Genomic DNA, 25,670 nt, shown 5'->3' with positions numbered 1-25,670 from the left:
CGCTACGGTTTCGGTGTGCCTAAAACTTCCGTCGCTGTGATGTCGCCGCCGCGGGCGACCGCCCCGCGCAGCATCTGGCTCCTCGGTCCCGCCCTCGTCGCCGGCGTCGCGTATCTCGATCCGGGCAACGTCGCGAGCAACATGACCGCGGGGGCGCAGTACGGCTACCTCCTGGTATGGGTCGTGCTCGCCGGCAACATCATGGCGTGGCTGATCCAGTACCTCTCCGCGAAGCTCGGCGTCGTCACCGGGCAGAGCCTGCCCGAGGTGCTGGGCACCCGACTCCGCCGCCCCTGGGCGCGCCGGGCCTACTGGCTGCAGGCGGAACTGGTGGCGATGGCCACCGATCTGGCCGAGGTCATCGGCGGCGCGGTCGCGCTGTACCTGCTCTTCGACATCCCGCTGCTGCTCGGCGGGGTCATCACCGGCGCGGTGTCGATGGTCCTGCTCGCCGTGCAGAGTCGTCGCGGCGCCCGCCCGTTCGAGTTCGTGATCATCGGCCTGATGATCATCATCACGGTGGGCTTCGTGGCCGGGGTATTCGTGGCCCCGCCCGACCCGGCCGGCGTCGTCGGGGGCCTCGTGCCGCGGTTCGAGGGGACGGGATCCGTGCTGCTGGCGGCATCCATCCTCGGCGCGACGATCATGCCGCACGCGATCTACGCGCACTCCTCGCTCACCCGCGACCGCTTCGGGGCGACGACCGCCCACGCGGGTGATGAGGCCGCGCGCACCGACAGCTCCCGCATCCGCCGGCTCCTCACGGCCACCCGCTGGGACGTCTCGATCGCGATGGTGATCGCCGGATCCGTGAACCTCGGCATCCTGCTGCTCGCCGCCGCGAACCTCGCCGGCGTCGAGGGCACCGATTCACTGGAGGGCGCGCACGCCGCACTCGCCGCCGGGCTCGGCCCCGTCGTCGCGACCTTCTTCGCCGTCGGGCTGCTCGCCTCCGGCCTCGCGTCGACATCGGTCGGCGCGTATGCGGGCGCCGAGATCATGCACGGACTGCTGCACGTGCGTATCCCGCTGCTCGCGCGGCGCCTGGTGACCCTCATCCCGGCTCTCGTGATCCTCGGGCTCGGGGTCGATCCCACGCTCGCGCTCGTGCTCAGCCAGGTCGTGCTGTCGTTCGGCATCCCGTTCGCGCTGATCCCCTTGGTCGCGCTCACCGCGCAGCGCCGCACGCTCGGGGCCTGGACGAACCGCGTCTGGACGACCGCCGCCGGCATCGTGGCATCCGTCCTGCTGATCGCACTCAACGGGGCCCTGCTCTGGCTGGTGCTCACCGGAGCGTGAGCCGAGGCGCACCGGAGGCGCGGATAGGCTCGAGAGCATGTCTGCCGAACCCGCCCGTCGCACCGTCCGCATCCTCACGTGGATCGGCATCGCGACCGGCGTGATCGGCGGACTGCTGGTCGCCTTCCCGAACGTGCTGCCGTTCGGCGGTCCGTGGGTGCAGCTCGCACTGGGCATCGCGACCCTCGTGCTGGCGTTCCGGGCGCGGAAGATCGGCATCGCAGACATCCCCGAGTTCGACGGCCGGCTCTCGCTCGCCGCGGCGCTGCTCGGCTTCCTCGTGGTGTTCTTCGCCGGCCAGGTGGTGTTCGTGATGCTGATGGCCGCCGCCAACGGCTGATTTAGACTGGCACTGTGGCTTCCCCCGCAGCAGACGACTACCTCAAGACCGTCTACGCGCACACCGAGTGGCAGGACGCGCCGATCACCCCCTCGGTGCTCGCCGCGAAGCTCGGCATCGCCCCGTCCTCCGTCACCGAGATGGTGAAGAAGCTCGCCGCGGCGGGTCTCGTCTCGCATGTGCCTTACGGCGCCGTGCGGTTGACGGATGCCGGAACGCAGCGCGCACTGGCGATGGTGCGCCGCCATCGGCTCATCGAGACCTGGCTCGTGCAGGAGTTCGGGTACGCGTGGGACGAGGTGCACGACGAGGCGGAGGTGCTCGAGCACACCATCAGCGACCGGCTGCTCGAGGGCATCGACGAGCGCCTCGGACGACCGCGCTTCGACCCGCACGGCGACGCGATCCCGGACGCCGACGGTCACGTCGAGCGCGAACCGTTCGTGCTGCTGGCGGATGCTCCGACCGGGCACACCGGGCGCGTGCTGCGCGTCGACGATCGCGACCCGGAGCTGCTGCGTGCGCTCGACGCGGTCGGCCTCACCGTCGAGTCGACGCTGCAGCTCACCCCTGCCGGGGTCGAGCTCGACGGGACCGAGACCGCGCTTCCCGACGGTGCGACCGACGTCGTCTGGCTGAGCGCGTAGAGGGCCAGACACCGGCAACCCCGTCCCCCTAGGCTGTGCACATGGCACAACGAGACGACATCGAATGCTGGCTCACCGACATGGACGGCGTGCTCGTCCATGAGAACGACGCCATCCCCGGAGCATCCGAGCTGCTGGCCGGATGGGAGAAGGCCGGCATCCCGTATCTGGTGCTCACGAACAACTCGATCTTCACGGCGCGCGACCTCTCGGCCCGCCTCCGCACCAGCGGTCTGCACGTGCCGGAGGAGCGCATCTGGACCTCGGCGCTCGCGACCGCCTCGTTCCTGCAGCAGCAGCTTCCCGGCGGCTCGGCGTTCGTGATCGGCGAGGCCGGCATCCTCACAGCCCTGCACGACGCCGGCTTCATCATGACCGAGACGAACCCCGACTTCGTCGTCGTCGGCGAGACCCGCAACTACTCCTTCGAGGCGATCACGAAGGCGATCCGCCTGATCATCGGCGGCGCGCGCTTCATCGTCACGAACCCGGATGCCACGGGCCCGAGCGCCGACGGACCGCTGCCGGCGACTGGCGCCATCGCCGCGCTGATCACGAAGGCCACCGGCAAGGAGCCGTACGTCGTCGGCAAGCCGAACCCGATGATGTTCCGCTCCGCCCTCAACAAGATCGGCGCGCACTCCAAGCGCACCGGCATGATCGGCGATCGCATGGACACCGACGTCGTCGCCGGCATCGAGGCGGGCCTCCACACGATCCTCGTGCTCACCGGCATCAGCGACCAGGCCGAGATCGAGAAGTACCCGTTCCGGCCCGACGAGATCGTGCAGTCCGTGGCTGACCTGCTGCCGCGCATCACCGAGACGATCAACACGGTGAAGACGAAGTGACCCATGGGTGCGCTTGACGACGGTGAGCGGGTCAGAGCGGCGGATGCCGCGGCCTGGCGTTCCTGGCTCGATGCGAACCACGAGCGTGCCGCCGGAGTCTGGCTGCTGAGCGTGCGCGGCAACGCCCGCGACGGCGTCGGCTACGAGGATGCCGTGCGCCAGGCGCTCTGCTTCGGCTGGATCGACGGCCCCGTGCGCACCTTCGACGACCAGACAGTGGGGCAGTGGTTCTCACCTCGGCGTCCGGCGAGCGGATGGGCAGCGACGAACAAGGCGCGGATCATCGACCTCGAGCGCGACGGACAGCTCGCGCCGGCCGGCATCCGCGTGATCGAGGTCGCCAAGGCCAATGGATCGTGGACCGTGCTCGACGGACCGGAGGCGGGGATCGAGCCCGACGAGTTCGCCGCCGCGCTCGACGCTGTTCCTGCCGCACGGACGAACTGGGACCTGTTCCCGAAGTCGGTCAAAAAGCTCGGACTCACACACATAGCAATTGCGAAGCGCCCCGAGACCCGATCGGCCCGCATCGCGAAGATCGTGGCGGATGCCGCGGAAGGGAAGCGCCCATGAACCAGAGCGACGTGCTGTTCCTCGTTGTCTTCCTGATCCTGCTCAGCACGCTGACGATCTTCATCGTGCAGCTCGTGCGCTCCCGTCGTGGTGGCGGGTCCGGTGAGGACCGCGGCGGGTGGTGGGAAGGCCCCTGGGACGAGGACGACAAGAAGCGCTGAGGCGGCCCCACTACTCCTCCACAGGGCGGACCGACTCCGCGTTATCCACGGCGCCTGGCGCAGAATTCCCCAGCTCAGCGGGAATATCGGTTGGTGGCCGTAGTCTGCTGGCATATCCCGTCCCCGAGCTGCACAATGGGAGCGTGTACGTGTCCGCAGAGATCATCGCGATCGTCGTCAGCGCCGTCGGTGTGGTGGTGGCACTCGGCGCAGCCTTGTTCGCCGGGTTCACCTGGATACTCCGCCGCATGGACGAGCGCATCGACGGTCTCGACGTGAAGCTCACGGCGCGCATCGACACCGTCGAAGAGAAACTCGGCGCCCGCATCGACACCGTCGAAGAGAAGCTCGGCGCCCGCATCGACACTCTCACGGGAGAGGTCACCGGCGTGAAGATCGCAATCGCGCGGCTCGAGGGTCCGCCGCGACACCTCGTCCCGGCGCACCACTGAGGTCGCGAGCTCGAGCGATGGGCTACCGAAGCACGAGCGCAGCGGCTCCGATCAGGGGTCCTTCGTCGCCCAGTCCGGAGCGCACCACGCGGGCCCGACGCGAATACTCGTGCGCGGCGCTCGCGGTGAGGGCCTGCTGAACCAGGTCGATGTAGTCCGGCGAGACTCGGGAGAATCCTCCACCGATGGCGACCGTGTCGAGGTCGACCAGCGTCGCAGCATCCGCCAGCGCCTCGCCGACGGCCTTCGCCGAACGCTCGATCGCAGCGCGTGCGACCGCGACGCCCGCCGCGGCGTCCCGAGCAAGATCCTCCCCGGTCGCGCCGCTCCAGCCCTGCTGCTGCGCCCAGGCGGCACTCGCGGGTCCGGACGCGATCTCCTCGAGCGTCAGGCCGCCCTCACGACGCACCTGACCCAGGTGGCCGGCATTGCCGGTCGCACCCGGGATGTACGCGCCGTTCACGACGAAGCCGCCACCGATTCCGGTGGAGACGACGATCGAGAGCGAGGCACCAGCATCCTTCGTGGCGCCGAGCCACGATTCGGCGAGCGCGAGCGCACCGCCGTCGTGCCCGAGCACCGTGGGCACGTCTCGACCCAGAACAGCGGATGCCGCAGCGTGCACGGCTTCTGCGAGACCGAAGCCGCGAGCGAGAGGCATGTTCACGGGCATGATCGCGCCCGCCGTGCGGTCGATGGGCCCCGCGCTCCCCGCTCCGGCACCGACGATCTCGGATCCTTCCGGGAGCGCGGCGAGCGCATGCGCCACGATCGCCTGCACGGCGACGGTCAGCGAATCGAACGTCGCCTCGCGGCCCGTCGCCTGCCTGCTGCGACTGCCATCGACGACAGCGCCGTCTTCCGCGACCAGCGCGGCCTCCATCTTCGTGCCGCCCACGTCGACGGCCAGGGCGTAGCGGGTCACTGCGGGTCGAGTCCGAGGTCGTCGAGGTCGAAGGCCGCGCGCCACTCGAGCCCCTCGGCTTCGATGGCAGCCTGGGCGCCGGTCTTGCGGTCGACGATCACGGCGACGGCGACGATCTCCGCCCCCTCTCGGCGCAGCGCCTCGACGGCCTTGAGCGCGGACTGACCGGTGGTGGAGGTGTCCTCCAGCACGACGACGCGCCTGCCCTTGACGTCGGCACCCTCGATCTGGCGACCGCGACCGTGGTCCTTCGGCTCCTTGCGCACGACGAACGCGTCGAGCGGCCGATCGGCGGCGACCGACGCGTGCAGCACCGAGTTCGCGATGGGGTCGGCGCCGAGCGTCAGGCCGCCGACGGCGACGATGTCGAGGTCGCCGATGAGGTCGAGCATGATGCGCCCGATGGCCGGGGCCGCCCGGTGATCGAGGGTGAGCTTGCGCATGTCGACGTAGTACGTCGCCTTCTTGCCACTGGAGAGAGTGAAGTCGCCGTGGAACACCGCCTCGTCCTTGATCAGGTCGAGGAGGGTCTGACGGTCTGCGTCGAGTGCGGTCACGGCATCCAGTGTAGGAGGCACGGTTGGACCTCTTTCCTCGCGTGACATATGATTCCGTCATACGGAAGTTGACGTTCGCTGTGTGAATAGTCGAGCTCGAGAAGGAGACATCATGTCTACCCACCGCCAGATCGCCGCGATCAACTACGAGACCGCCCTCCGGGCTGTCGCCATCGCCATGGAGGTGGGTGAGCGCGACGGAGTGAAGACGGTCGTCGCCGTCGCAGATCCCTCGATGACCCTCATCGCCTACGGCATGTCCGACGGGGCCACCCCGCACAGCGCCGAGACGAGCCGCCGCAAGGCCGCGACGTCGGCATCCACCCGTCGCCGCACCGGGATGATCCCGGAAGCTCTCAGCACCACCCTGCCTCTCGGCACCGGCGGCGCTCTCACGACGATCGACGGAGGCGTGCCGATCTTCTTCGACGACGTGCACGTCGGCGGGACTGGGTGTGGCCGGCGGCTCTCCCGTCCAGGATGCTGAGATCGCAGTGGAGACCCTGAAGCGCCTCGGCGCCCGAATAGAAGGAATGCAAACATGACGTCGTATCTCACCCGTGCCGACCTCTCGGTGGCCGCCCCGATCGTGGAGTTCGCCGAAGCGTCGCTCGCCGATGCCGGGCGCGACCGCGAGGCGTTCTGGGCCGGCGTGAGTGCGATCGTCCACGAGCTCGGACCGCGCAACGCCCAGCTGCTGCAGCGACGCGACGAGCTCCAGCAGCGCATCGACGAGTACCACCGCTCGAACCCCGGCGCACCCGATCCTGCCGCCTACCGCGCACTGCTCACCGAGATCGGCTACCTCGTGCCCGTCCCGGAGAACGTGACCGTGACCACGGAGAACGTCGATCCCGAGATCGCCACGATGGCCGGCCCTCAGCTGGTCGTCCCGCTGCTGAACGCCCGCTTCGCCCTCAACGCCGCGAACGCCCGTTGGGGTTCGCTCTACGACGCGCTGTACGGCACCGATGCGATCGATCAGACCGGTGATCTCGCACCCGGCCGAGAGTTCAACTCCGCCCGCGCCGCCGCCGTCGTCGCCCGCGGTCGCGACTTCCTCGACGACATCGCCCCGCTCACCGAGGGTTCGCACCGCGACGTGACCCGCTACGTCGTCGATGCCGACGGACTGGCGATCCAGACCCCCGCTGGCACGCGTCGCCTCGCCGCGCTGGAGGGCTTCGTCGGCTTCACCGGAGAGGCCGACTCCCCCACCGCCGTACTGCTGCGCCACCACGGCCTGCACGCCGAGATCGTGATCGACCGCGAAGGCGCCATCGGCCGCACCGAAGAGGCCGGCGTCCAGGACATCCTGCTCGAGTCGGCGCTCACCGCGATCCTCGACCTGGAGGATTCCGTCGCCGCCGTCGACGCCGATGACAAGGCCCTCGGCTACCGCAACTGGCGCGGCTTCATGGACGGCACCCTCACCGAGACCGTGACCAAGGCCGGCCGCACCTTCACTCGCGAACTCGCCGCCGACCGCACGTACCGCACGGCCGAAGGCGGAGAGCTGACCCTGCCCGGTCGGGCCGTGCTGTTCGTGCGCAACGTCGGCCACCTGATGCGCACCGACGCCGTGCTCGACCGCGACGGCGAGCCGACCTACGAGGGCATCCTCGACGCGATCATGACCGCGCTCGGCAGCATCCCCGAGCTGAAGGGCCCCAACCGCGGCCGCAACTCGCGCACCGGTTCGATGTACATCGTGAAGCCGAAGATGCACGGCCCGGAAGAGGTCGCGTTCGCGGCCGAGCTGTTCGGGCGCGTGGAGCAGCTGCTCGGGTTGCCCGCGCGCACGATGAAGGTCGGGATCATGGATGAGGAGCGCCGCACCTCGGCGAACCTCGCGGCCGCCATCGCCGCGGCATCCGATCGGGTGGTGTTCATCAACACGGGATTCCTGGACCGCACCGGGGACGAGATCCACACGTCGCTGCACGCGGGGCCGTTCCTGCCGAAGGCCGGGATCAAGGCGCAGCCGTTCATGGCGGCGTACGAAGACCGCAACGTGGCGATCGGCCTCGCCGCGGGGCTCGACGGTCGCGCGCAGATCGGCAAGGGCATGTGGGCCGAGCCCGACCTGATGCACGACATGCTCGAGAAGAAGATCGCGCACGTGCGGTCGGGGGCGTCGACCGCCTGGGTCCCCTCCCCGACGGCCGCCACGCTGCACGCCCTGCACTACCACCAGGTCGACGCCTTCGCCGTGCGGGAGACGCTTCCCCCGGTCGACGAGCGCTCGCTGGATCTGCTCCTGGTCCCGCCGCTCGCCGCGGCGGAGGACCTCACCGCCGAGATCGTGGCCGACGAGATCGACAACAACGTGCAGTCGATCCTCGGCTACGTGGTGCGCTGGATCGATCAGGGCATCGGCGTCTCGAAGGTGCCGGACATCCGCGGCGTCGGCCTCATGGAGGACCGCGCGACGCTGCGCATCTCCAGTCAGCTGCTCGCCAACTGGCTGCAGCACGGGGTCATCACCGAGGAGCAGATCGACGACAGCCTGCGACGTCTGGCGCCGGTCGTCGACGCGCAGAACGCCGGCGACGCGGCGTACGAGCCACTGGCGTTCCCCGAGGGCGCTCAACCCGGCATCGCGTATACGGCCGCTCGCCGCCTGATCGTCGAGGGCGCCGCGCAGCCGAGCGGGTACACCGAACCACTGCTGCACGGGTTGCGCCGCGAGAAGAAGGCGGAGCAGGCGGCCGCTGTCTGAGCCCGCAACTAGGCTGGACGCATGCGCTTGGCCACCTGGAACGTCAACTCCATCCGCACCCGCGTCGCCCGCACCGTCGAGTTCGCCGTGCGCGAAGACATCGACGTGCTGGCGATGCAGGAGATCAAGTGCAAGCCCGAGCAGTTCCCGTACGGCCCGTTCGAAGAGGCCGGGTACCACGTCGAGGTGCACGGGCTGAATCAGTGGAACGGCGTCGCCATCGCGAGCCGGCTGCCGGTCACCGACGTGCGCACGGCGTTCGACGGGATGCCGGGCTTCGCGAAGGGCCATGAGGGTCCGGATGCTCCGCTCGAGGCGCGCGCGCTCGGCCTGATGGTCGGTGGGGTACGGGTGTGGAGCCTGTACGTGCCGAACGGCCGCTCGCTCGACGACCCGCACCTCGTCTACAAGCTGCACTGGCTGGAGGAGCTGCGGCGATCGACGGCGGCCGAGCTGTCGGCGAACCCCGAACTGCCGCTCGCCCTGGTCGGCGACTTCAACATCATCCCGTTCGATCACGACAACGGCGACCCCGACATCGTGGTCGGCCGCTCGACCCACGTGTCCCCAGCCGAGCGCGACGCGTTCTTCGCCTTCGCCGATGCCGGCGTGACGGATGTGGTGCGACCCCTGCTGCCCGAGGGATTCACCTACTGGGACTACCAGCGGCTGAAGTTCCCGCGCAACGAGGGCATCCGCATCGACTTCGTGCTCGGCTCGCGCACGTTCGCCGACGCCGTGACCGGCGCGTCGATCCACCGCAACGAGCGAAAGGGCGAGCAGCCCAGCGACCACGTGCCCGTGGTTGTCGAGCTCGACGACCAGCGTCTCGGAGCGGGCGGCGTGGAAGAAGACGACGACCTTCCGATGATCTTCTCCTGACCCTTCGACAGGCTCAGGGACCCATCCGATGCGGCTGATCGCGACCGATCTCGACGGGACGCTGCTCGACTCCTCCTCCCACGTCTCGCCTCGTACGCGGCGCGCGCTGGATGCGGCTCGGGAACGCGGCATCCACGTCGTCCCGGTCACCGCACGGCAGCCGATCGGGCTGCGGGTGATCGCCGCCGACGCCGCCTTCGACGGTTGGGCGCTGTGCAGCAACGGCGCGTACGCCGTGCATCTGACGGATAAGCGGATGCTGTTCGCCGAGGAACTGCCGGCGGAGACGATCCGCACGCTGGCAGAGGCGCTGCGCGCCAGCATCCCAGGACTGCTGTTCGCCAGCGTGCGCGACGGCGGTGAGACGTTCGTGGCGCAGGAGGGGTACTCCGCCTTCGCTCGGCCGTCGGATCACAGTCGCGACCCCGCACTGATGGGCGGCGTCGACTTCGACGACGTGGTCTCGGCTCCGAGCCTGAAGTTCATCGTCCGGCACGCGGAGCTCGCCCCCGCCGCCCTCTTCGACACGCTCCGTTCGCTCGGCCTCACCGGGTTCGAGGCGACGCTGTCCGGGGCGCCGTTCGTCGAGGTGATGGCCGAGGGGGTCACGAAGGCCACGGGTCTCGCGCGGCTGTGCGCGCACCTCGACATCGACCGAGCCGATGTGGTCGCGTTCGGCGACGCGCTCAACGACGTCGAGATGCTGCGCTGGGCAGGGCACGGGGTCGCGATGGCCGACGCCGCGACCGTCGTGCAGGATGCCGCCGATGAGACGACCACCTCGAACGACGATCACGGCGTGGCACGCGTGATCGAGCGGATGCTGGGCTGAGTCAGCTCTCGACGCGGCGGCGCCGTGCGCAGGATCCTCTTCCTCACTCGTACGTTCCGACCTCCGGCGTCTTGTCCGTGCGCCCGTACCGGAGCAGCGTGACCCCGCCGTCGTCGGCGATCGGGGGCTCGAGCAGCGTCAGCACCGACGGCAGTGCGCCGTCGTCGAAGACCTTCTTGCCGACGCCGAGCAGGATCGGGTAGACCCAGAGGTTCAGCTCGTCGAACAGCCCCTCGGCGAGCAGCGTGTGCACGAAGTCGACGCTGCCGATCACGTGCACCTCGCGATGGTTCGCACGCAGCGTGGCGATCTCGGCGGCGAGGTCCTCGCCGATGCGGGAAGAGGCCTCCCAGTCGAGCGCCAGGTCGGCATCCTTCGTCGCCACGTACTTCGGCACGCGGTTGAAGAGCTTGCCGATGTCGCCGGACTCGCCCTCAGTGTGATGCGGCCAGTACGACGCGAAGATGTCGTAGGTGCGGCGGCCGAGCAGCAGCGCATCGAGACCTTGCATGCCCTTCTCGACCTCCGGCCCGACGCCGGACGAGGGATGCCCGGCCTGCCAGCCACTGAAGCGGAAACCGCCCGACGGATCCTCGTCGGTGCCGCCCGGTCCCTGTGCGACGCCGTCGAGCGTCATGAAGAGGTCGATCAGGATGCGACCGGATGCTGCATTGCTCATGTCGTGCTCCCTACAGTCAGTTCGTTCTGGTCAGTCGATGCGTTCAGTGGTGCGATGTGGAAGGTCTCCGCGAAGGAGTCCAGCCAGCGCTCCTCGCCGCGGACGACGGCGAGCACGTCCTGGGCGATCGCCTCGGCGGGCGTGATCTCACCGCCGATCAGGCGACGGATGCCGGGGCCGGCGACGATCACGGCATCCGCTTCTCCGTCGGGGAGACGACCTCCGACCGGCGGGGCCGGTGGCGCGAGCTGTGCCACCCGGAGGACGCCGTCGCGCACCGAAGCGCGCAGGGCGATCTCGCCGACGTGCAGTTCGTACTCGGCGTCGGTCGCGGCATCCGCTCGGAAGGCCGTGCGCAGCGCCATGGTGAGCGAGTCGGGGGTGACGACGTCGCCCTCCTCGGGGTCGCCCATCGTCTGGAAGCCCCAGCGGCCGAGCTCGAGCATGATCGGCTCGAGCGCCTGGCCGTAGGGCGTGAGCTCGTAGGCGAGACCGCGGAGCAGCGGGACTCGTCGGATGACCCCGCCCTCCTGCAGCTCCTTCAGACGCGTGGACAGGATGTTGGTCGGAATGCGCGGCAGGCCCTGCTTGAGGTCGGTGTACCGGCGGGGTCCGACGAGCAGATCGCGCACGATGAGCATCGCCCACCGCTCTCCGATCAACTCGACGGCCGTCGTGACACCGCAGTACTGGCCGTAGCTGCGCGCCGCCATGTCAGGCCGACGCGGCGTGGTCCGCCACGTGGTCGGGTCCGTTCTCGGCGGCCTCCGGGGTCATGTACAGGAAGCCGAGCGAGTTGCCGTCGGGGTCGTCGAGGTCGCGCGAGTACATGAAGCCGTAGTCCTGCGCCGGCTTCGGCTCCGCGCCGCCGGCGGCGAGGCCCTTCTCGATGATCGCGTCGACGTCCTCGCGCGAGTCGCGGCTGAAGGTGACCGAGACCTGGACGACATCGTTCGGTTCGGCGATCGGCTTGTCGGTGAAGGTGGCGAAGAACTCGCGCTTCAGGACCATGAAGTAGATGTCGTCCGACCAGACCACGCAGGCGGCGTTCTCATCGGTGAAGGCCGGGTTGATGGCGCAGCCGAGCGCGGTGTAGAACGCCTTGGCACGCTCGAGGTCGGTGGTGGGCAGGTTGACGAAGACCTTGGTCATGATGACTCCTTTGTCGGTGATGTGAGCAAGCTTGCTTTAAACAAGCGAACTTGTCAATAGCAAGTGGAGTCCGCCGCCAGGGGGATGCAGCTCGCATCCGCTCCCCCGTACGGTGGGAGGATGCCCGCCGTAGAGTTCCGCCGCACGCCGACCGCCCGGGAGCGCCGCGGTGACGTGATCCTCGCGGTCGTCATGTTCGTCGGCGCCATCCTCAGTGCCGCGCTGTCGTCGATCTCGGAGATCTACGGCGACGAGCAGGCCGAGCTCTGGACGGCCCTCGTCTACGCGTTCGTCGTCACCGCTCCCCTGGCTTTCCGCCGTCGCTGGCCCGGCACCGTGGCTGTCGTCATCGCGCTCGCGTACTTCGCCGCCGTCACCATCCGCGTGCCGGAGATCTACGTCGGCAACATCGCGATGTTCATCGGCCTGTACACGGTCGGCGCGTGGATGGCCGAGCGCCGCCGCGCCATGCTCGTGCGCGTCGGGATCATCGTCGGCATGTTCGCCTGGCTCCTCATCACCATGTACCGCGACGCGATCAGCGAGGCCGACAAAGCCGACGTCGTCGCGGGAGCCATGTCGCCGTACGTGGCGTTCATGCTCATCCAGATCCTGCTGAACCTGCTCTACTTCGGCGGGGCGTACTACTTCGGCGAGCGCTCCTGGATCGAGGCGTCCCAGGCGGGCGGTGCTCGAACAGCGCACCGCCGACCTGGAGCGCGAACGCGAGGTCACCGCGGCGCAGGCCGTCGCCCTCGACCGGGTGCGCATCGCCCGCGAACTCCACGACGTGGTCGCCCATCACGTCTCGGTGATGGGGGTGCAGGCCGGCGCTGCGCGCCTGGTGATCGATCAGGATCCCGCAGAGTCCCGCCGCATCCTCGCCGGCATCGAAGGCTCGGCGCGCGACGCGATCCACGAACTGCGGCAGCTGCTCGAGACCCTGCGCACGCCGGGCGGAGAAACGACGGATGCCGCATCGACGCTGGCCCTCGACGACATCGAGGAGCTCGCCCAGTCCTCGACCGAGGCCGGCCTTCCCACGGATTACGCCGTGATCGGCGATCCGGTCCCGGTGCCCTCGCTCGTCGCCGTGAACCTGTACCGCATCGCCCAGGAGTCGCTCACCAACGCCCGGCGTCATGCCGGTGTCGGCGCGACCGCCGACGTGCGCGTGCGCTACGACGACGACGGCGTCGAGGTCGAGATCGTGAACACCGGTCGCTCGGTCGCGCAGCTGCGGCCGGGACTCGGCCAGCTCGGCATGCGCGAGCGCGCCGCGGCCTCCGGAGGAACGCTCGAGGTCACGCCGCGGGCGCCCGGCGGACTCCGGGTGCGAGCCCGCGTTCCCCTCCCCGCCGGTTCCCGGCGCCCGCCCGCAGAGCCCAGGAGCCCCCGATGACCGACCAGCCGATCCGCGTGCTCCTCGTCGACGACCACTCGCTGCTGCGCGCGGGCTTCCGCACGATCCTCGACACCCAACCCGACATCACCGTCGTCGGTGAGGCCGCCACCGGAGCGGATGCCGTGGCGCAGGCATCCGCTCTCCGTCCGGACGTGATCACCATGGACGTGCAGATGCCCGATATGGACGGCATCGAGGCGACCAGGCGTATCGTCGCCGATCCCGGCATCGACGCGGCCATCGCGATCGTGACGACGTTCGACCGGGACGACTACCTGTATCAGGCGCTGGATGCCGGGGCGAGCGGCTTCCTGCTGAAGAACGCCGGGGCGGAAGACCTGATCGCCGCCGTCCGTGCGCTGGCCGTCGGCGACGGGATGCTGGCGCCGGAGGTCACCCGCCGCGTGCTGGCGCGGTTCGCGGCAGCGGCCCGTCCGGCCGTGGCAGCGCCGGACCCAGGCACCCTTCGTCTCGCTCCGCTCGCTCAGGAACCGGGTGGGCGTCTCGCTCCGGAACCCCGCGCCCTGATCGAGCCGCTCACCGATCGCGAGGCCGAGGTGCTGGCGCTGCTGGCCGATGCCCGCAGCAACGCCGAGATCGCCGGCGCGCTGTTCATCGGTGAGGCGACCGTGAAGACGCACGTGTCCCGCATCCTGCAGAAGCTCGGCGCCCGCGACCGCGTGCAGGCGGTCGTGCTGGCCCACCGGATGGGTCTCGCCTGACCCCGCCCCGCGATAGCCTCTGAGGATGCCCGGCGCCGCTCCCCTCTCCCGTCCGCATCCTGGCCGGGGTGGTGACGGCCCTCGTCGGCTTCACCAGCTCGTTCGCGGTGGTGCTGACCGGGCTCGACGCGGTCGGGGCGACTCCCGCACAGGCGGCCAGCGGGCTGCTCGCCGTCAGCCTCACCATGGGTCTCGCGTGCGTCGTGCTCGCCTGGCGCTATCGGATGCCGATCACCGTCGCGTGGTCGACGCCGGGAGCGGCTCTGCTCGTCGCGACCGGCACCGTCGACGGCGGATGGCCGGCGGCCGTCGGCGCCTTCCTCGTGACCGCGGCGCTGATCCTGCTCACCGCGCTGTGGCCGGCGCTCGGCGCTCTGATCGCCCGCATCCCGCCGTCGATCGCACAGGCGATGCTGGCCGGCGTGCTCCTCCCGCTCTGCCTGGCCCCGATCACCGGCATCGTCGCCAACCCCTGGGGCGTCATCCCGGTCGTGCTCACCTGGCTGCTCTTCGCCCGCCTCGCACCCCGGTGGGCGGTGCCGCTCGCGTTCGTCGCCGCGGCCGTGGTCGTGACCGTATCGCTCATCCGCGCCGGAGCGCCCGTCGACCCGGCGCTGCTCGTGCCGCGGATGGAGCTCACCGCGCCGACGTTCACGGTCGGCGCGCTGGTCGGGCTCGCCCTGCCGCTGTTCATCGTGACCATGGCGTCGCAGAACGTGCCAGGGATCGCGATCATGCGCAGCCTCGGCTACGAGGTGCCGTGGCGGCCGGCGATGCTCGTGACCGGACTCGGCACGGCACTCGGTGCGCCCGCCGGCGGGCATGCGATCAACCTCGCGGCGATCAGCGCGGCCCTCGCCGCCTCGCCGGATGCCGACCCTGACCCGCAGCGCCGCTGGGTCGCCGGCGTCTCGACGGGCGGGTCGTATCTGGTGCTCGGCGCGTTCTCGGCCGCTTTCGCCGCGCTGGTCGCCCTGGCCCCCGAAGCCGTGATCCCCGCGGTCGCCGGCCTCGCGCTGTTCGCGGCGTTCGGTTCCTCGGTGCAGCAGGCGATCGACGACCCGGGCGAGCGGATTCCCGCCGTGGTCACCTTCCTCGTGGCGGCATCCGGCATCTCGGTGCTCGGCGTCAGCGCCGCGTTCTGGGCGCTGGTCGCGGGACTGCTGGTACGCACCGTGCTGCACGCCGGTCGACGCTGAAAGGCCGACGACCTCAGAATCCGGCTCGCGGCATCCGGCTTCCGGCATCCGACCCTCGGAGTCCGCCGTACGGGGGATGCCGCGGCATCCGGCGCTCCGTAACGTGAAGGCATGCGATGCACGGCGCGAACCCCGCGCCGCTCAGAGGATCGGAGTGAGACGACGTGACCACAGGAAAGCTCGAACTCGCGGGCATCACCAAGAGCTACGGCTCGCGGCTGGTGCTCGACGATGTGTCCTTCACGGTCGAGCCGGGACGGCTGACGGGTTTCGTCGGCGGCAACGGCGCCGGCAAGACCACCACGATGCGGATCGTGCTCGGCCTGCTCTCGTCGGACGGCGGCCGGGTCGACCTCGACGGCACGCCGCTCACGACGGCGGATCGCCGGCGCTTCGGCTACATGCCGGAGGAGCGCGGCCTCTACCCGAAGATGAAGGTGCTCGAGCAGATCGTGTACCTCGCCCGTCTGCACGGCTTCAGCAAGACGGATGCCGCCGAGCGCGCCACCGCCCTCCTCACCGAGCTCGGTCTGGGCGAGCGTCTCGGCGACACCATCGAGTCGCTGTCGCTGGGCAACCAGCAGCGCGCGCAGATCGCGGCCGCCCTGGTCCATGACCCCGAGGTCCTGATCCTCGACGAGCCGTTCTCCGGTCTCGATCCGCTCGCGGTCGACGTGGTCGCGGGTGTGCTGCAGGCCAGTGCCGCGAAGGGCGCGTCGATCCTCTTCTCGTCCCACCAGCTCGATGTGGTCGAGCGTCTCTGCGACGACCTCGTCATCCTCGCGGGCGGCACGATCCGCGCATCCGGTTCCCGTGACGCGCTGCGCGCCGAACACGCCGGCAGCCGCTACGAGCTGGTCTCCGCCGGTGATGCCGGCTGGCTCCGCACCGAGCCGGGAGTCACGGTCGTCGACTTCGAGGGCGGGTACGCCCTCTTCGACGCCGACGACCCCGAGACCGCCCAGCGCGTGCTGCGCGCCGCCGTCGACCGCGGCGACGTCGCGAGCTTCGCCCCCAAGCATCCGTCCCTCGCGCAGATCTTCAAGGAGGTCATCCAGTGAGCCCTTCGACAAGCTCAGGAACCCAGTCGGCTCCTGCCCCCGTCCGCCCTTCGACGGGCTCCGCAGGCCAGGCTTCGCAGGTCTGGCTCGTCGCCGAGCGCGAGATCGGATCCAAGCTACGCAGCAAGGCCTTCCTGATCTCCACCGGCATCCTGCTGCTGCTCGCTCTGGCCGGCATCGTGATCGGCGGCTTCGCCAGCAAGAGCGCCGCCACCGAGAAGACGCCGGTGGCCGCGACCTCGGAGACCGCCTCCGTGGTGTCCGCCCTGCCGAACTTCACCGTGACCGAGGTCGCCGACAAGGCCGAGGCCGAGGCGCTGGTCCGGGACGAGAAGGTCGATGCGGCGATCGTCCCCGGCGGTGGCCCTTCCGGCATCACGATCATCGCGCTCAAGGATGCCCCGAGTTCCCTGGTGTCGGCGCTCTCGTCACCACCCGAGGTCACCATCCTCGAGCCCGCCACGACGACCTGGATCCTGCGCTACTTCATCGCGATCGGCTTCGGCCTGGTCTTCATGATGGCCGCCGCGACCTTCGGCGGCACGATCGCACAGAGCGTGGTGGAGGAGAAGCAGACCCGCGTCGTCGAAGTGCTGCTGTCGGCCATGCCGGCCCGCACGCTGCTCGCCGGAAAGGTCATCGGCAACACCGTCCTGGCGATGGGTCAGATCCTCGCACTGGCGGCGATCGCCACGATCGGGCTCATCGTCACGGGTCAACGGGATGTGCTCTCGATGCTCGGCGCGCCGATCATCTGGTTCGCGGTGTTCTTCCTGTTCGGCTTCGTCCTGCTGGCGTGCGCTGTTCGCCGCCGCGGCATCCATGGTCTCCCGTCAGGAGGACATCGGCTCGACCACGACGCCGATCACGATGCTGGTGATGGCCCCGTACTTCCTGGTCATCTTCTTCAACGACAACCCGGTGGTGCTGACGATCATGTCGTATGTGCCGTTCTCGGCTCCTGTCGGCATGCCGATGCGACTCTTCGTGGGCGAGGCGCAGTGGTGGGAGCCGCTGGTGAGCCTCGTGATCCTGGCCGCGAGCTGCGTGGCCGCGATCGCGATCGGCGCGAAGATCTACGAGAACTCGCTGCTGCGCATGGGCTCGCGGGTCAAGCTCGGCGAGGCGCTGCGCGCCTGAGCATCCGGCGTACGGAGAAGCCCCCGCCACCCGCTCGATCCGAGCAGGGTGACGGGGGCTTCTTCGTGCACGTGCTGCCCGAGCGCTGTTCAGCGGATGCGCGGGGCGGCCAGCAGCGGGCCGGGGTCGTTGGTCTTGTCGCGGACGATGAGGATCATCGCGACCGTGCCGAGCAGCAGGCCGCCGATGAAGATGATGTCCGGGAGAGCCGCGCCATCGACGAGGATCGCGATGGGACCACCGCCGGAGCTGTCCACGATGTTCTCGAACCCGTTGTTGAGCGTGTGGATCAGGATCGGGATGAAGAGGCCGCCGGTGACACGGCGGAGGGCGTAGGCGGAGAAGCCGAACAGGACGGCGTAGAACACCTGGTACAGCACCTCGGACGTCGCCAATCCGCTCCTGCCGAGGTTGGTGAGGTGCGTGAGCCCGAAGATCACGGAGGGGATGACGGCGACCCAGACCTCGGAGAGCCTCGCGCGGAGCGTGATGACGGCGACGCCACGGAAGGCCAGCTCTTCGCCGATGCCCGCGATCGCCGCGAACATGATCGCGACGAGTGCGCCCTCAATCGGAATGTTGTCCCACTTCGAGCTCACGATGCAGTAGACGATGTACAGCACCGGGCCGAAGGCGAGGACCGTCGGAAGGATGCCGCGCACGCGCCTCTGCTCGAAGAACACCGGCCGCAGCCAGCCGAGCAGGGCGAGGACCGGCAGGGTCACGGCGAGCACGAAGCCGATGATGATCAATCCGAAGGCCACGAAATCGCCCTTCGGGGCGATCGCCGAGGCAATCATCGGTCCGATCACGATGCTGAGGGCGAGGGTGACGACGACGGCCGGGATGGCCATCCACAATCGGGGGGTGACGCGCGGTGACATGGGACTCCTGAGAAATGCGCCAAGACGGCGGACAGACATGGGCGTGCCCCCGGCACCGGCATACGGCGCGGAGGGCAGCGTCATCCATTGTCGGCGGGGCATTCTTCCCGCACATCGTCCCGCGGACGGAACTCCGCGATATGCCTGTCGTACCGTGGTCCGACAGGCATATCGGTATACCGGAGAAGCGCCTCACAGGGCTGCCGAACAGCCCCTCAGATCAGCCCTCAGATCACGCCGTCGGTGAGCGTCGTCGGGTTGCCGAAACGGTGGTTCGTGATCGACACGGCCTGCTCGTGCAGGAACGGCAGCATCTCGACGCGGCCCGCGCCCGTGACGGCGTGCGACCACACCGCGACGTCCGGCGATCCGTCGAGAGCCTCGAACAGCGCCGAGGCGTCGCCGCCGACCAGACGCACACGCTGCCAGGAGCGCTGCGCCTTGGCGTAGCGCTTGGTCCACGCAGCATCCGACTCGTGTTTCACCGACACGCCCTGCGCGCGCAGGGCCTTCTCGACGCGCGACGGCAGCGCGGGTGCCGAAACCGTGAACGGGCTGCCGCTGCGGAGTGCGGCTGCCAGTACGCGGATGCCGTCGACGAGCGGTGCGTGCTCCGCAATGCGCACGTCGACCGCGACCGGGCGGTAGCGGAACAGGTTGCGCTCGACCCCGAGTCCCGACTTGTCGGTCACGGCGCCGAACTCGTCGACCCAGGCCCGCTCATCGGATGCGGCGGCGCGCTGCAGCCACGCCGACTCGACCGGGTCCAGCTCGGATGCGGCGGCGCCGATCAGGGCGTCGACTGCCGGCAGCACGGCCGCGTCGACGGCAGCGGCGGGCAGCTCTGCCGGCACCCACTCACCGAGGCCGAAGAGGTAGTTCGGGCCACCGGCCTTGGCGCCGGCGCCGACGGCGGAGCGCTTCCACCCGCCGAACGGCTGCCGCTGCACGATCGCCCCGGTGATGCCGCGGTTGACGTACAGGTTGCCGGCCTCGACCCGGTCGATCCAGGTGGCGACCTCGGTCGAGTCCAGCGAGTGCAGGCCTGCCGTGAGGCCGTAGTCCACCGCGTTCTGCAGGCGGATCGCCTCGTCGAGGTCCTTGGCGCGCATGATGCCGAGCACCGGCCCGAAGAACTCGGTCAGGTGCGTCGTGGATCCCTCGACGACACCGGTCTTCACGCCCGGGGTCCACTGCTTGCCCTCGGCATCGAGCTTCTTCGGCTCGACCAGCCAGCGCTCACCCCGATCCAGCGTGGTGAGCGCCTTCAGCAGCTTGCCGGACGCGGGCTCGATGATCGGGCCCATCTGCGTGGCCGGGTCCTCGGGCAGACCGACGCGCATCGACCGCACGGCGTCGACGAGTTGACGCTCGAACCGCTTCGAGGTGGCGACCGAGCCCACCAGGATCACGAGGGATGCGGCGGAGCACTTCTGCCCGGCGTGCCCGAACGCGCTCTTGGCGACGTCGGCTGCGGCGAGGTCGAGGTCGGCCGACGGCGTGACGATGATCGCGTTCTTGCCGCTGGTCTCGGCGAGCAGCGGCAGGTCGGGGCGGAACGATCGGAACAGCTGCGCCGTCTCGTACGCGCCCGTGAGGATCAGGCGGTCGACCGCGGGGTTCGCCACCAGGCGCGTGCCGAGGTCGCGCGAGGCGAGGTCGACGAGCGCCAGCAGGTCGCGCGGAACCCCGGCGGCCCAGAGAGCTTCGACCATGACCGCGCCGCAGCGCTGGGTCAGCTTGGCGGGCTTGATGATCACGCCGGAGCCGGAGGCGAGGCCGGCCAGCACTCCGCCGGCAGGGATCGCGACGGGGAAGTTCCACGGCGGGGTGACCACGGTCACCTTCGACGGCACGAACTCGGCGCCGGGGATCGTCTCCAGGTCCTTCGCCCGCTCGGCGTAGTAGTGCGCGAAGTCGATGGCCTCGCTGATCTCCGGGTCGGCCTCGGCGATGGTCTTGCCGGCTTCGTGGGCCATGATCTCGATCAGCTCGCCACGCCGACGGGCGAGCTCGTCGCCGGCGCGGTGCAGCACGGCGGCCCGCTCGGCGGCGGGCAGCGCGGCCCACGTCTCGGCGGCGGCGGTGGCTGCGGCGAAGACCGCGTCGAGTTCGGCATCCGTCTCGATGCGGGCGGCGGCGATCGCATCTTGACCGAGGTCGGTGCCGACGGAGCGTGCGAGGATCTCGCGCCCCCAGGTTCGGTTCGCGGCGAGCGCGGGATCGGTGTCGGGCTGGTTCTCGAACCCGGTGGTCTCGTGGACCGTCTCGTCCGCGCGGTTCTGCACGCGGTGGGATGCCGGAACCGAGCGATCGGCCTCGAGGCCGGCGAGCGAGCGCTCGAAACGCTCGCGCTCGCGCGTCAGGAGGGTCGGGTTCGAGGCGAGCTCGAACACCGCGGACATGAAGTTCTCCGGGCTGGCGTTCTCCTCGAGGCGACGCACGAGGTAGGCGATCGCGACGTCGAACTCGGCCGGGTTCACGACCGGTGTGTACAGCAGGAGCTGCCCGACGTCCTTGCGGACGGCGGCGGCCTGACCGGTCGCCATGCCGAGGAGCATCTCGTATTCGACGAGGTGGTCGGCGCCGTCGGTGACGCCGCGCGACTTCGCCAGCAGCCAGGTGTACGCGATGTCGAAGAGGTTGTGTCCTGCGACGCCGATGCGCACGGCATCCAGGCGCTCAGGGGTCATCGCCCAGTCGAGCACGCGCTTGTAGTTGGTGTCGGAGTCCTGCTTGGTGCCGTAGGTCGCGAGCGGCCAGTCGTGGATCGCGGCATCGACCTCTTCCATCGCGAGGTTGGCGCCCTTCACGACGCGCACCTTGATGGGTGCACCGCCCTTCGCCCGACGGGCGGCGGCCCACTCCTGCAGGTGCTGCATCGCACCGAGCGCGTCGGGGAGGTAGGCCTGCAGGACGATGCCGGCCTCGAGGTTCTCGAGTCCGGGCTGATCGAGGATGCTGGTGAACGCCGCGATCGTCAGGTCGAGGTCGCGGTACTCCTCCATGTCGAGGTTGATGAACTTCGCCTTGCCCGTGGCTTCCGCGCGCGCCGCGAGCTCGTACAGCGGGGTGAGCTTGGTGACGACGTCGGCCACGGCCTCGTCGAACGACCACATCGACAGCTGGCTGACGACGCTGGAGACCTTGATCGACACGTAGTCGACGTCGTTGCGGGCGAGGAAGTCGCTGGTGCCCTGAAGGCGGCGGCCGGCCTCGCGCTCGCCGAGCACGGCCTCGCCGAGCAGGTTGAGGTTGAGGCGGTTGCCGGTCTTGCGGAGCTTGGCGATCGCGGGACCGAGCTTCGACGGGGTGGCGTCGAGAACGAGGTGCCCGACCATGGCGCGCAGCACGCGGCGCGAGATCGGCACGACGATGCCCGGGAGCTTCGGCGCCCAGAAGCCGCCGGTCTTGATGGCGGCGCGCAGGTAGCCGGGAAGGAGGCTCGGGGTGATCTCGGAGATCTCGGCCAGCTTGCGACCGGCGACCCGCAGGTCTTCGGGGCGCATGACGCCGTCGACGAACCCGACCGTGAACGCGAGACCGTTCGGGTCCTTGAGCACCTCGGAGAGCCGCTGCGCAGCGGGCTCGACGGGGTACGACTCGCTCTCGGCGAGCCAGCGCTGCACGAGGGCGGCGACCTCCTCGGTGCGGGGGGTGTCGGTGCGCGGGGTGGTGTCGACGTCGACAGACATGGGCGGTGCCTTCCGGAGAGATCGCACACCGGGGTTCGCGTGCGGCTGGTTCATTGTCCGTCCGCTCGGTAGGCTCCGTCTATCAACCGATTCGAGTGAGTTCTGTTCACTCGCACTGAACGAACGGACGCGTCGTGCTCGACGTCAATCGCCTGCGGATGCTGGTGGAGCTGTCGCGCCGCGGAACCCTCTCCGCGGTCGCCGATGCCCTGTCGTACAGCAAGGCCTCCGTGTCGCAGCAGTTGAGCGCGCTGGAGCGCGATGTCGGTGTGCCACTACTGCGCCGCGTGGGCCGCGGCGTGCAGTTCACGCCGCAGGGGAACGTGCTGGTCGCGCAGGCCATCGGCATCCTCGACCAGCTGGAGCATGCCGAGGTCGCGGTCGCGGAATCGCTCACCGAGGTCACCGGCACGGTGCACATCGCGGTCTTCCAGTCCACCGCCCACTCGCTGCTGCCCGGCGCCCTCGACGCCCTGGCGCGACGGCATCCGGCCCTTCGCGTGCAGGTGACCGAGTCCGATCCGGAGACCGGACTCGTCGGCGTCTCGAGCCGCGACTTCGACCTGATCCTCGCCGAGCAGTATCCCGGACGCACGCGGCCGATCCACGCCGACCTCGACAGGGTGGTGCTCGCGCACGACGCGATCGCCCTGGCGCGGCGGCCGGGGACGCCGGGAGCAGCGGATGCCGTCGCCGCCCTGTGGTCCACCCGCGACGAGCCCTGGGTGCTCGAGCCGGCGGGCACGGCGTCCCGGGCCTGGGCCGAGCAGCTCTGCCGCACCGCGGGCTTCGAACCCGACGTGCGCTTCGAGATCGCCGACCTCACCGCGCACGTGCGGCTCATCCACGCGGGGCTCGCCGTCGGGCTGCTGCCGGAGCTCGTCTGGGCGGGCGACACCCCGACGGTCGATCTGACGCCGCTCCCCCTGGCGCCGCGGCGGGAGATCTTCTCCTCGGCGCGCCGAGTGTCGGCGGATGCCCCATCGATCAAGGCCGTCCGACGAGCGCTCGCCGATGCGGCATCCGTCAATCTGGCGGAGTGATCGCGCGGCGCGGAATATTCATGCGCATGCATCTGTTCTGATCCCTGTACGCCGGACGAAGGAGTCCGATCCACTCCCTCCGAAAGGCACTCCCGTGAGCACTCCCGTCATCGATCGCACCGCACCGACCGAGCACCCCGTCCTCGACATCCTCGCCGGCCGCTGGAGCCCCCGCGCCTACGACGCGCAGCACGCGATCGACGAGGCGAAGCTCGCCACCGCCCTCGAGGCCGCACGCTGGAGCCCGTCCGCGAACAACTCGCAGCCGTGGCGCTTCATCGTCGCCCGCCGCGGCACCGCACTGCACGCGCAGGTCGTAAACGCGCTGATGGGCTTCAACCAGGCGTGGGCGGGGAACGCCGCCGTGCTCGTCGTCGCGGTCGCCGAGACGGCGACGGCCGACGGCACGCCGATCACCCACGCGGCCTACGACCTCGGTCAGGCCGTCGCCCACTTCTCGGTGCAGGCCCACCACGACGGTCTCCTCGTGCACCAGATGAGCGGTTTCGACGCCGAGGTCGTGCGCGAGTTCGCCGACCTCGAGCCTCGCTTCGCTCCGATGACCGTCATCGCCGTCGGCGAGTTCGGCGACATCGAGAGCCTGCCCGAGGTCCTGCAGCAGCGCGAGGTCGCCCCGCGGGTTCGCCGTCCGATCGACGAGACGGTCATCCTCAGCGCCTGAGCGGCGCCGCCGCCGCGACGGCACAGCGGAGGAGATCGGCTCGCGACATCCTCAGCGCCTGAGCGCCCGCCGCCGCACGGCCTCGAGCAGTTCCAGGTCGATCTCGACGTGGTGCTGCGCGATGCGGCCGGCGTCGTCGACGCGCCCCTCGGAGATCGCGGCGACGAGTTCGGCGTGCTCACGGGCGGCGCGCTCCTCCATCGCCGGGCGGCTCGCCGCGTCGCCCCAGGGGTGGGCGGGGGCGATGATCGTGAACCGGCGCTCGTGCTCCAGCACGATCGCCGACAGGGTGTCGTTGTGCGCGGCTTCGATGATCGCCAGGTGCAGGATGCTGTCGGCATGCTGGCGGGCGGGCACCGCTCTCCGCCTGACGGAAGTCGTCGAGGCAGGTCTCGAGGCGCTCGACGTCGTCGTCGGTGCGATTGACAGCCGCGAGTCGGGCGACCGCGCCGTGCAGCTGCGTGCCCGCGATCGCCGCATCGACCAGCTGCGGCCACTGCTCCTCGAGCCAGCGGGCGACGGCGGCCACCTCGGACGTCGGCCACTCCTCCTTCACGAACGATCCGCCGGCGCGACCGCGCTGCTTCTCGAGGATGCCGCGACTCACCAGACGTTCGAGCGCGGCGCGCGCGGTGGTGCGGCCGACCCCGAGGGAACGGGCGAGATCCCGCTCGGCCGGCAGGCGCGTGCCGGGCAGGAATTCGCCGATCGCCACGGCGGTGACCAGCCGGTCCGTCGTGCGGTCGATGAGGGTGTCGTCGGTCTCGGCCATCGCCTCTCAGTCTTCCACCTCGCGTAACGTAACGAGAAAATGGTTTACACCGGACCATTTACCCGTCACCATGTCCTCATGCACGTCCATGAGTCCACCGCACCGTTCGATGACGGCTTCACCTGGTACCGGCGATCCGAGCCCGATCGCCCGCGCGACCTCGCGCCGCTCTTCGTGCTGCACGGCGGCCCCGGCATGGCGCACGACTACGTGCAGAATCTCGCCGCGCTCGCCGACCTGACCGGCCGCACGATCATCCACTACGACCAGATCGGCTGCGGCCGCAGCTCGCACCACCCCGATGCGCCCGTCGAGCGCTGGACCCCCGCGTACTTCGTCGAGGAGTTCCACTCCCTGCGCACGCACCTGGGCATCGACGAGTACCACGTGCTCGGGCAGTCCTGGGGCGGCATGCTCGGCGCCGAGATCGCGGTCCGGCAGCCCGAGGGCCTGCGCGGCCTGATGATCTGCAACTCCCCCGCGTCGATGCCGCTCTGGGTGGGCGAGGCCGCGAAACTGCGCGATGCGCTGCCGGATGCCGCGCGCGACGACCTCGCGGAACACGAGGCCGCCGGAACCCTCGACCACCCCGACTACCTGGACGCCACCCGGCTCTTCTACGAGCGGCACGTCTGCCGCACCGTGCCGACGCCACAGGACTTCGTCGACAGCGAGGCGCAGATGCTCGCCGACCCGACGGTCTATCACACGATGAACGGGCCGAACGAGTTCCACGTGATCGGTACTCTCCGCGACTGGTCGGTCATCGACCGCCTGCCCGCGACGAGAGTCCCCACGCTGGTCGTCGCCGGCGAGTACGACGAGGCCACGCCGGCGACCTGGCGCCCGTTCGTGGACCTCATCCCCGGCGCGACCGCACACGTCTTCCCGGGCGCCAGCCACTGCGTGCACCTGGAACAGCCGGAGGAGTTCCGGAGCGTCATCGCCGACTTCCTCGCGCAGCATCCCTGAACCGCAGCATCCCTGAGCATCCG

At 69.9% G+C, this 25,670-nt stretch carries 27 protein-coding genes and 2 pseudogenes; 19 read left to right on the top strand and 10 right to left on the bottom strand.

Features of this window, described 5'->3' with window-relative positions:
* Positions 1 to 39 precede the first annotated feature (39 nt).
* The 7 genes from QFZ21_RS15320 (at position 40) to QFZ21_RS15290 (ending at position 4,323) form a co-directional block, all read left to right on the top strand.
* Positions 40 to 1,299 (top strand): Nramp family divalent metal transporter, encoded by a 1,260-nt coding sequence (locus QFZ21_RS15320; protein ID WP_307381313.1) that lies wholly within the window; start codon positions 40 to 42, stop codon positions 1,297 to 1,299.
* 37 nt (positions 1,300 to 1,336) lie between these two features.
* The gene (locus QFZ21_RS15315) at positions 1,337 to 1,639 is read left to right on the top strand and encodes a hypothetical protein (protein WP_307379224.1); all 303 of its coding nucleotides are present in this window, start codon (positions 1,337 to 1,339) and stop codon (positions 1,637 to 1,639) included.
* Between the two features lie 14 nt (positions 1,640 to 1,653).
* Positions 1,654 to 2,286: a metal-dependent transcriptional regulator gene (locus QFZ21_RS15310; protein WP_307379221.1), complete on the top strand. Its 633-nt coding sequence runs from the start codon at positions 1,654 to 1,656 to the stop codon at positions 2,284 to 2,286.
* Positions 2,287 to 2,327: 41 nt separating this feature from the next.
* A complete protein-coding gene (locus QFZ21_RS15305; RefSeq protein ID WP_307379218.1) occupies positions 2,328 to 3,137 on the top strand; it encodes an HAD-IIA family hydrolase in 810 nt (269 codons plus the stop codon).
* Positions 3,138 to 3,140: 3 nt separating this feature from the next.
* On the top strand, positions 3,141 to 3,710 hold the full coding sequence (locus tag QFZ21_RS15300; RefSeq protein WP_307379213.1) for a YdeI family protein: 570 nt from the start codon (positions 3,141 to 3,143) through the stop codon (positions 3,708 to 3,710).
* Positions 3,707 to 3,871, top strand: a complete 165-nt coding sequence (locus QFZ21_RS15295; RefSeq protein WP_307379211.1) for a hypothetical protein — start codon at positions 3,707 to 3,709, stop codon at positions 3,869 to 3,871. The genes QFZ21_RS15300 and QFZ21_RS15295 overlap by 4 nt, the downstream gene beginning before the upstream one ends.
* A 143-nt stretch (positions 3,872 to 4,014) precedes the next feature.
* A complete protein-coding gene (locus tag QFZ21_RS15290; RefSeq protein ID WP_307379210.1) occupies positions 4,015 to 4,323 on the top strand; it encodes a hypothetical protein in 309 nt (102 codons plus the stop codon).
* Between the two features lie 22 nt (positions 4,324 to 4,345).
* On the opposite strand, the gene QFZ21_RS15285 is transcribed toward QFZ21_RS15290, so the two are convergent.
* Positions 4,346 to 5,248 carry an ROK family protein gene (locus QFZ21_RS15285; RefSeq protein WP_307379207.1) on the bottom strand — a complete coding sequence of 301 codons (903 nt, stop codon included), beginning with the start codon at positions 5,246 to 5,248 and terminating at the stop codon, positions 4,346 to 4,348.
* On the bottom strand, positions 5,245 to 5,805 hold the full coding sequence (gene pyrE, locus QFZ21_RS15280) for an orotate phosphoribosyltransferase (protein ID WP_373426023.1): 561 nt from the start codon (positions 5,803 to 5,805) through the stop codon (positions 5,245 to 5,247). Before pyrE ends, QFZ21_RS15285 begins: the two co-directional genes overlap by 4 nt.
* A gap of 112 nt (positions 5,806 to 5,917) precedes the next feature.
* On the opposite strand from pyrE, the gene QFZ21_RS15275 reads away from it, so the two are divergent.
* Genes QFZ21_RS15275 through QFZ21_RS15260 form a run of 4 tightly spaced genes read left to right on the top strand, consistent with a single transcriptional unit; the run spans position 5,918 to position 10,241 of the window.
* The gene (locus tag QFZ21_RS15275) at positions 5,918 to 6,292 is read left to right on the top strand and encodes a heme-binding protein (RefSeq protein ID WP_307379201.1); all 375 of its coding nucleotides are present in this window, start codon (positions 5,918 to 5,920) and stop codon (positions 6,290 to 6,292) included.
* 54 nt (positions 6,293 to 6,346) lie between these two features.
* A complete protein-coding gene (locus QFZ21_RS15270) occupies positions 6,347 to 8,527 on the top strand; it encodes a malate synthase G (RefSeq protein ID WP_307379198.1) in 2,181 nt (726 codons plus the stop codon).
* A gap of 21 nt (positions 8,528 to 8,548) precedes the next feature.
* A complete protein-coding gene (locus tag QFZ21_RS15265) occupies positions 8,549 to 9,409 on the top strand; it encodes an exodeoxyribonuclease III (RefSeq protein ID WP_307379196.1) in 861 nt (286 codons plus the stop codon).
* A gap of 28 nt (positions 9,410 to 9,437) precedes the next feature.
* Positions 9,438 to 10,241 (top strand): Cof-type HAD-IIB family hydrolase, encoded by an 804-nt coding sequence (locus QFZ21_RS15260; RefSeq protein ID WP_307379193.1) that lies wholly within the window; start codon positions 9,438 to 9,440, stop codon positions 10,239 to 10,241.
* Positions 10,242 to 10,284: 43 nt separating this feature from the next.
* Here the strand turns inward: QFZ21_RS15260 and QFZ21_RS15255 are convergent, their stop codons facing one another.
* From QFZ21_RS15255 to QFZ21_RS15240, 4 genes are all read right to left on the bottom strand, one after another.
* A complete protein-coding gene (locus QFZ21_RS15255) occupies positions 10,285 to 10,920 on the bottom strand; it encodes a dihydrofolate reductase family protein (RefSeq protein WP_307379191.1) in 636 nt (211 codons plus the stop codon).
* Positions 10,917 to 11,633: a helix-turn-helix domain-containing protein gene (locus tag QFZ21_RS15250; protein ID WP_307379189.1), complete on the bottom strand. Its 717-nt coding sequence runs from the start codon at positions 11,631 to 11,633 to the stop codon at positions 10,917 to 10,919. The genes QFZ21_RS15255 and QFZ21_RS15250 overlap by 4 nt, the downstream gene beginning before the upstream one ends.
* 1 nt (position 11,634) lies before the next feature.
* Positions 11,635 to 12,072 carry a VOC family protein gene (locus QFZ21_RS15245; RefSeq protein ID WP_307379186.1) on the bottom strand — a complete coding sequence of 146 codons (438 nt, stop codon included), beginning with the start codon at positions 12,070 to 12,072 and terminating at the stop codon, positions 11,635 to 11,637.
* 395 nt (positions 12,073 to 12,467) lie between these two features.
* The gene (locus QFZ21_RS15240) at positions 12,468 to 12,677 is read right to left on the bottom strand and encodes a hypothetical protein (RefSeq protein ID WP_307379183.1); all 210 of its coding nucleotides are present in this window, start codon (positions 12,675 to 12,677) and stop codon (positions 12,468 to 12,470) included.
* An 83-nt stretch (positions 12,678 to 12,760) separates the two neighbouring features.
* On the opposite strand from QFZ21_RS15240, the gene QFZ21_RS15235 reads away from it, so the two are divergent.
* The 5 genes and pseudogenes from QFZ21_RS15235 to QFZ21_RS15215 all read left to right on the top strand — a co-directional run bounded on the left by QFZ21_RS15235 (position 12,761) and on the right by QFZ21_RS15215 (position 17,599).
* Positions 12,761 to 13,474, top strand: a complete 714-nt coding sequence (locus QFZ21_RS15235; RefSeq protein ID WP_307379180.1) for a sensor histidine kinase — start codon at positions 12,761 to 12,763, stop codon at positions 13,472 to 13,474.
* Complete coding sequence (locus tag QFZ21_RS15230) at positions 13,471 to 14,199, top strand: response regulator transcription factor (RefSeq protein WP_307379177.1); 729 nt, start codon at positions 13,471 to 13,473, stop codon at positions 14,197 to 14,199. The genes QFZ21_RS15235 and QFZ21_RS15230 overlap by 4 nt, the downstream gene beginning before the upstream one ends.
* Positions 14,200 to 14,267: 68 nt before the next feature.
* Complete coding sequence (locus QFZ21_RS15225) at positions 14,268 to 15,398, top strand: benzoate/H(+) symporter BenE family transporter (protein WP_307379174.1); 1,131 nt, start codon at positions 14,268 to 14,270, stop codon at positions 15,396 to 15,398.
* A 164-nt stretch (positions 15,399 to 15,562) separates the two neighbouring features.
* Positions 15,563 to 16,459 (top strand): ABC transporter ATP-binding protein, encoded by an 897-nt coding sequence (locus QFZ21_RS15220; protein WP_307379173.1) that lies wholly within the window; start codon positions 15,563 to 15,565, stop codon positions 16,457 to 16,459.
* Positions 16,456 to 17,599: pseudogene (locus QFZ21_RS15215) on the top strand (ABC transporter permease). The gene QFZ21_RS15220 and the pseudogene QFZ21_RS15215 overlap by 4 nt, the downstream one beginning before the upstream one ends.
* An 89-nt stretch (positions 17,600 to 17,688) precedes the next feature.
* Here the strand turns inward: QFZ21_RS15215 and QFZ21_RS15210 are convergent.
* Together QFZ21_RS15210 and QFZ21_RS15205 are read right to left on the bottom strand one after the other, a co-directional pair.
* Positions 17,689 to 18,483, bottom strand: coding sequence for a CPBP family intramembrane glutamic endopeptidase (locus QFZ21_RS15210; RefSeq protein ID WP_307379171.1), 795 nt, complete (start codon positions 18,481 to 18,483; stop codon positions 17,689 to 17,691).
* A gap of 227 nt (positions 18,484 to 18,710) precedes the next feature.
* The gene (locus QFZ21_RS15205; RefSeq protein ID WP_307379168.1) at positions 18,711 to 22,178 is read right to left on the bottom strand and encodes a bifunctional proline dehydrogenase/L-glutamate gamma-semialdehyde dehydrogenase; all 3,468 of its coding nucleotides are present in this window, start codon (positions 22,176 to 22,178) and stop codon (positions 18,711 to 18,713) included.
* 134 nt (positions 22,179 to 22,312) lie between these two features.
* Here QFZ21_RS15205 and QFZ21_RS15200 point away from each other — a divergent pair, with 134 nt between their 5' ends.
* Both QFZ21_RS15200 and QFZ21_RS15195 read left to right on the top strand, forming a co-directional pair.
* Positions 22,313 to 23,221 carry a LysR family transcriptional regulator gene (locus tag QFZ21_RS15200; protein ID WP_307379167.1) on the top strand — a complete coding sequence of 303 codons (909 nt, stop codon included), beginning with the start codon at positions 22,313 to 22,315 and terminating at the stop codon, positions 23,219 to 23,221.
* A 94-nt stretch (positions 23,222 to 23,315) separates the two neighbouring features.
* Positions 23,316 to 23,903, top strand: a complete 588-nt coding sequence (locus QFZ21_RS15195) for a nitroreductase family protein (protein WP_307379163.1) — start codon at positions 23,316 to 23,318, stop codon at positions 23,901 to 23,903.
* Positions 23,904 to 23,954: 51 nt separating this feature from the next.
* On the opposite strand, the gene QFZ21_RS15190 is transcribed toward QFZ21_RS15195, so the two are convergent.
* On the bottom strand, positions 23,955 to 24,260 hold the full coding sequence (locus QFZ21_RS15190; RefSeq protein ID WP_307379161.1) for an FCD domain-containing protein: 306 nt from the start codon (positions 24,258 to 24,260) through the stop codon (positions 23,955 to 23,957).
* A gap of 271 nt (positions 24,261 to 24,531) precedes the next feature.
* A pseudogene (locus tag QFZ21_RS21120) lies at positions 24,532 to 24,675 on the bottom strand (GntR family transcriptional regulator); the annotation flags it as partial.
* A gap of 78 nt (positions 24,676 to 24,753) precedes the next feature.
* Between QFZ21_RS21120 and QFZ21_RS15180 the strand changes: the two are divergent.
* Entirely contained in the window at positions 24,754 to 25,647 is an 894-nt protein-coding gene (locus QFZ21_RS15180) for a proline iminopeptidase-family hydrolase (RefSeq protein ID WP_307379156.1), read from the top strand.
* The last annotated feature ends 23 nt before the right edge of the window (positions 25,648 to 25,670 follow it).

Origin of the sequence: Microbacterium sp. W4I20 (assembly GCF_030816505.1) — a bacterium.
GTDB lineage: Bacteria > Actinomycetota > Actinomycetes > Actinomycetales > Microbacteriaceae > Microbacterium.
This window is presented reverse-complemented; position numbering and strand designations above follow the sequence as displayed.

What these genes read in the sequence shown, in the direction of transcription:
- QFZ21_RS15305 (WP_307379218.1), top strand. Translation starts at nt 2,328, where the DNA reads ATGGCACAACGAGACGACATCGAATGCTGGCTCACCGACATGGACGGC.
- QFZ21_RS15275 (WP_307379201.1), top strand. Translation starts at nt 5,918, where the DNA reads ATGTCTACCCACCGCCAGATCGCCGCGATCAACTACGAGACCGCCCTC.
- QFZ21_RS15250 (WP_307379189.1), bottom strand. Translation starts at nt 11,633, where the DNA reads ATGGCGGCGCGCAGCTACGGCCAGTACTGCGGTGTCACGACGGCCGTC.
- QFZ21_RS15270 (WP_307379198.1), top strand. Translation starts at nt 6,347, where the DNA reads ATGACGTCGTATCTCACCCGTGCCGACCTCTCGGTGGCCGCCCCGATC.
- QFZ21_RS15245 (WP_307379186.1), bottom strand. Translation starts at nt 12,072, where the DNA reads ATGACCAAGGTCTTCGTCAACCTGCCCACCACCGACCTCGAGCGTGCC.
- QFZ21_RS15300 (WP_307379213.1), top strand. Translation starts at nt 3,141, where the DNA reads ATGGGTGCGCTTGACGACGGTGAGCGGGTCAGAGCGGCGGATGCCGCG.
- QFZ21_RS15230 (WP_307379177.1), top strand. Translation starts at nt 13,471, where the DNA reads ATGACCGACCAGCCGATCCGCGTGCTCCTCGTCGACGACCACTCGCTG.
- QFZ21_RS15260 (WP_307379193.1), top strand. Translation starts at nt 9,438, where the DNA reads ATGCGGCTGATCGCGACCGATCTCGACGGGACGCTGCTCGACTCCTCC.
- QFZ21_RS15205 (WP_307379168.1), bottom strand. Translation starts at nt 22,178, where the DNA reads ATGTCTGTCGACGTCGACACCACCCCGCGCACCGACACCCCCCGCACC.
- QFZ21_RS15295 (WP_307379211.1), top strand. Translation starts at nt 3,707, where the DNA reads ATGAACCAGAGCGACGTGCTGTTCCTCGTTGTCTTCCTGATCCTGCTC.
- QFZ21_RS15320 (WP_307381313.1), top strand. Translation starts at nt 40, where the DNA reads ATGTCGCCGCCGCGGGCGACCGCCCCGCGCAGCATCTGGCTCCTCGGT.
- QFZ21_RS15255 (WP_307379191.1), bottom strand. Translation starts at nt 10,920, where the DNA reads ATGAGCAATGCAGCATCCGGTCGCATCCTGATCGACCTCTTCATGACG.
- QFZ21_RS15265 (WP_307379196.1), top strand. Translation starts at nt 8,549, where the DNA reads ATGCGCTTGGCCACCTGGAACGTCAACTCCATCCGCACCCGCGTCGCC.
- QFZ21_RS15240 (WP_307379183.1), bottom strand. Translation starts at nt 12,677, where the DNA reads ATGAGCATGAACGCCACGTACGGCGACATGGCTCCCGCGACGACGTCG.
- QFZ21_RS15180 (WP_307379156.1), top strand. Translation starts at nt 24,754, where the DNA reads ATGCACGTCCATGAGTCCACCGCACCGTTCGATGACGGCTTCACCTGG.
- QFZ21_RS15210 (WP_307379171.1), bottom strand. Translation starts at nt 18,483, where the DNA reads ATGTCACCGCGCGTCACCCCCCGATTGTGGATGGCCATCCCGGCCGTC.
- QFZ21_RS15315 (WP_307379224.1), top strand. Translation starts at nt 1,337, where the DNA reads ATGTCTGCCGAACCCGCCCGTCGCACCGTCCGCATCCTCACGTGGATC.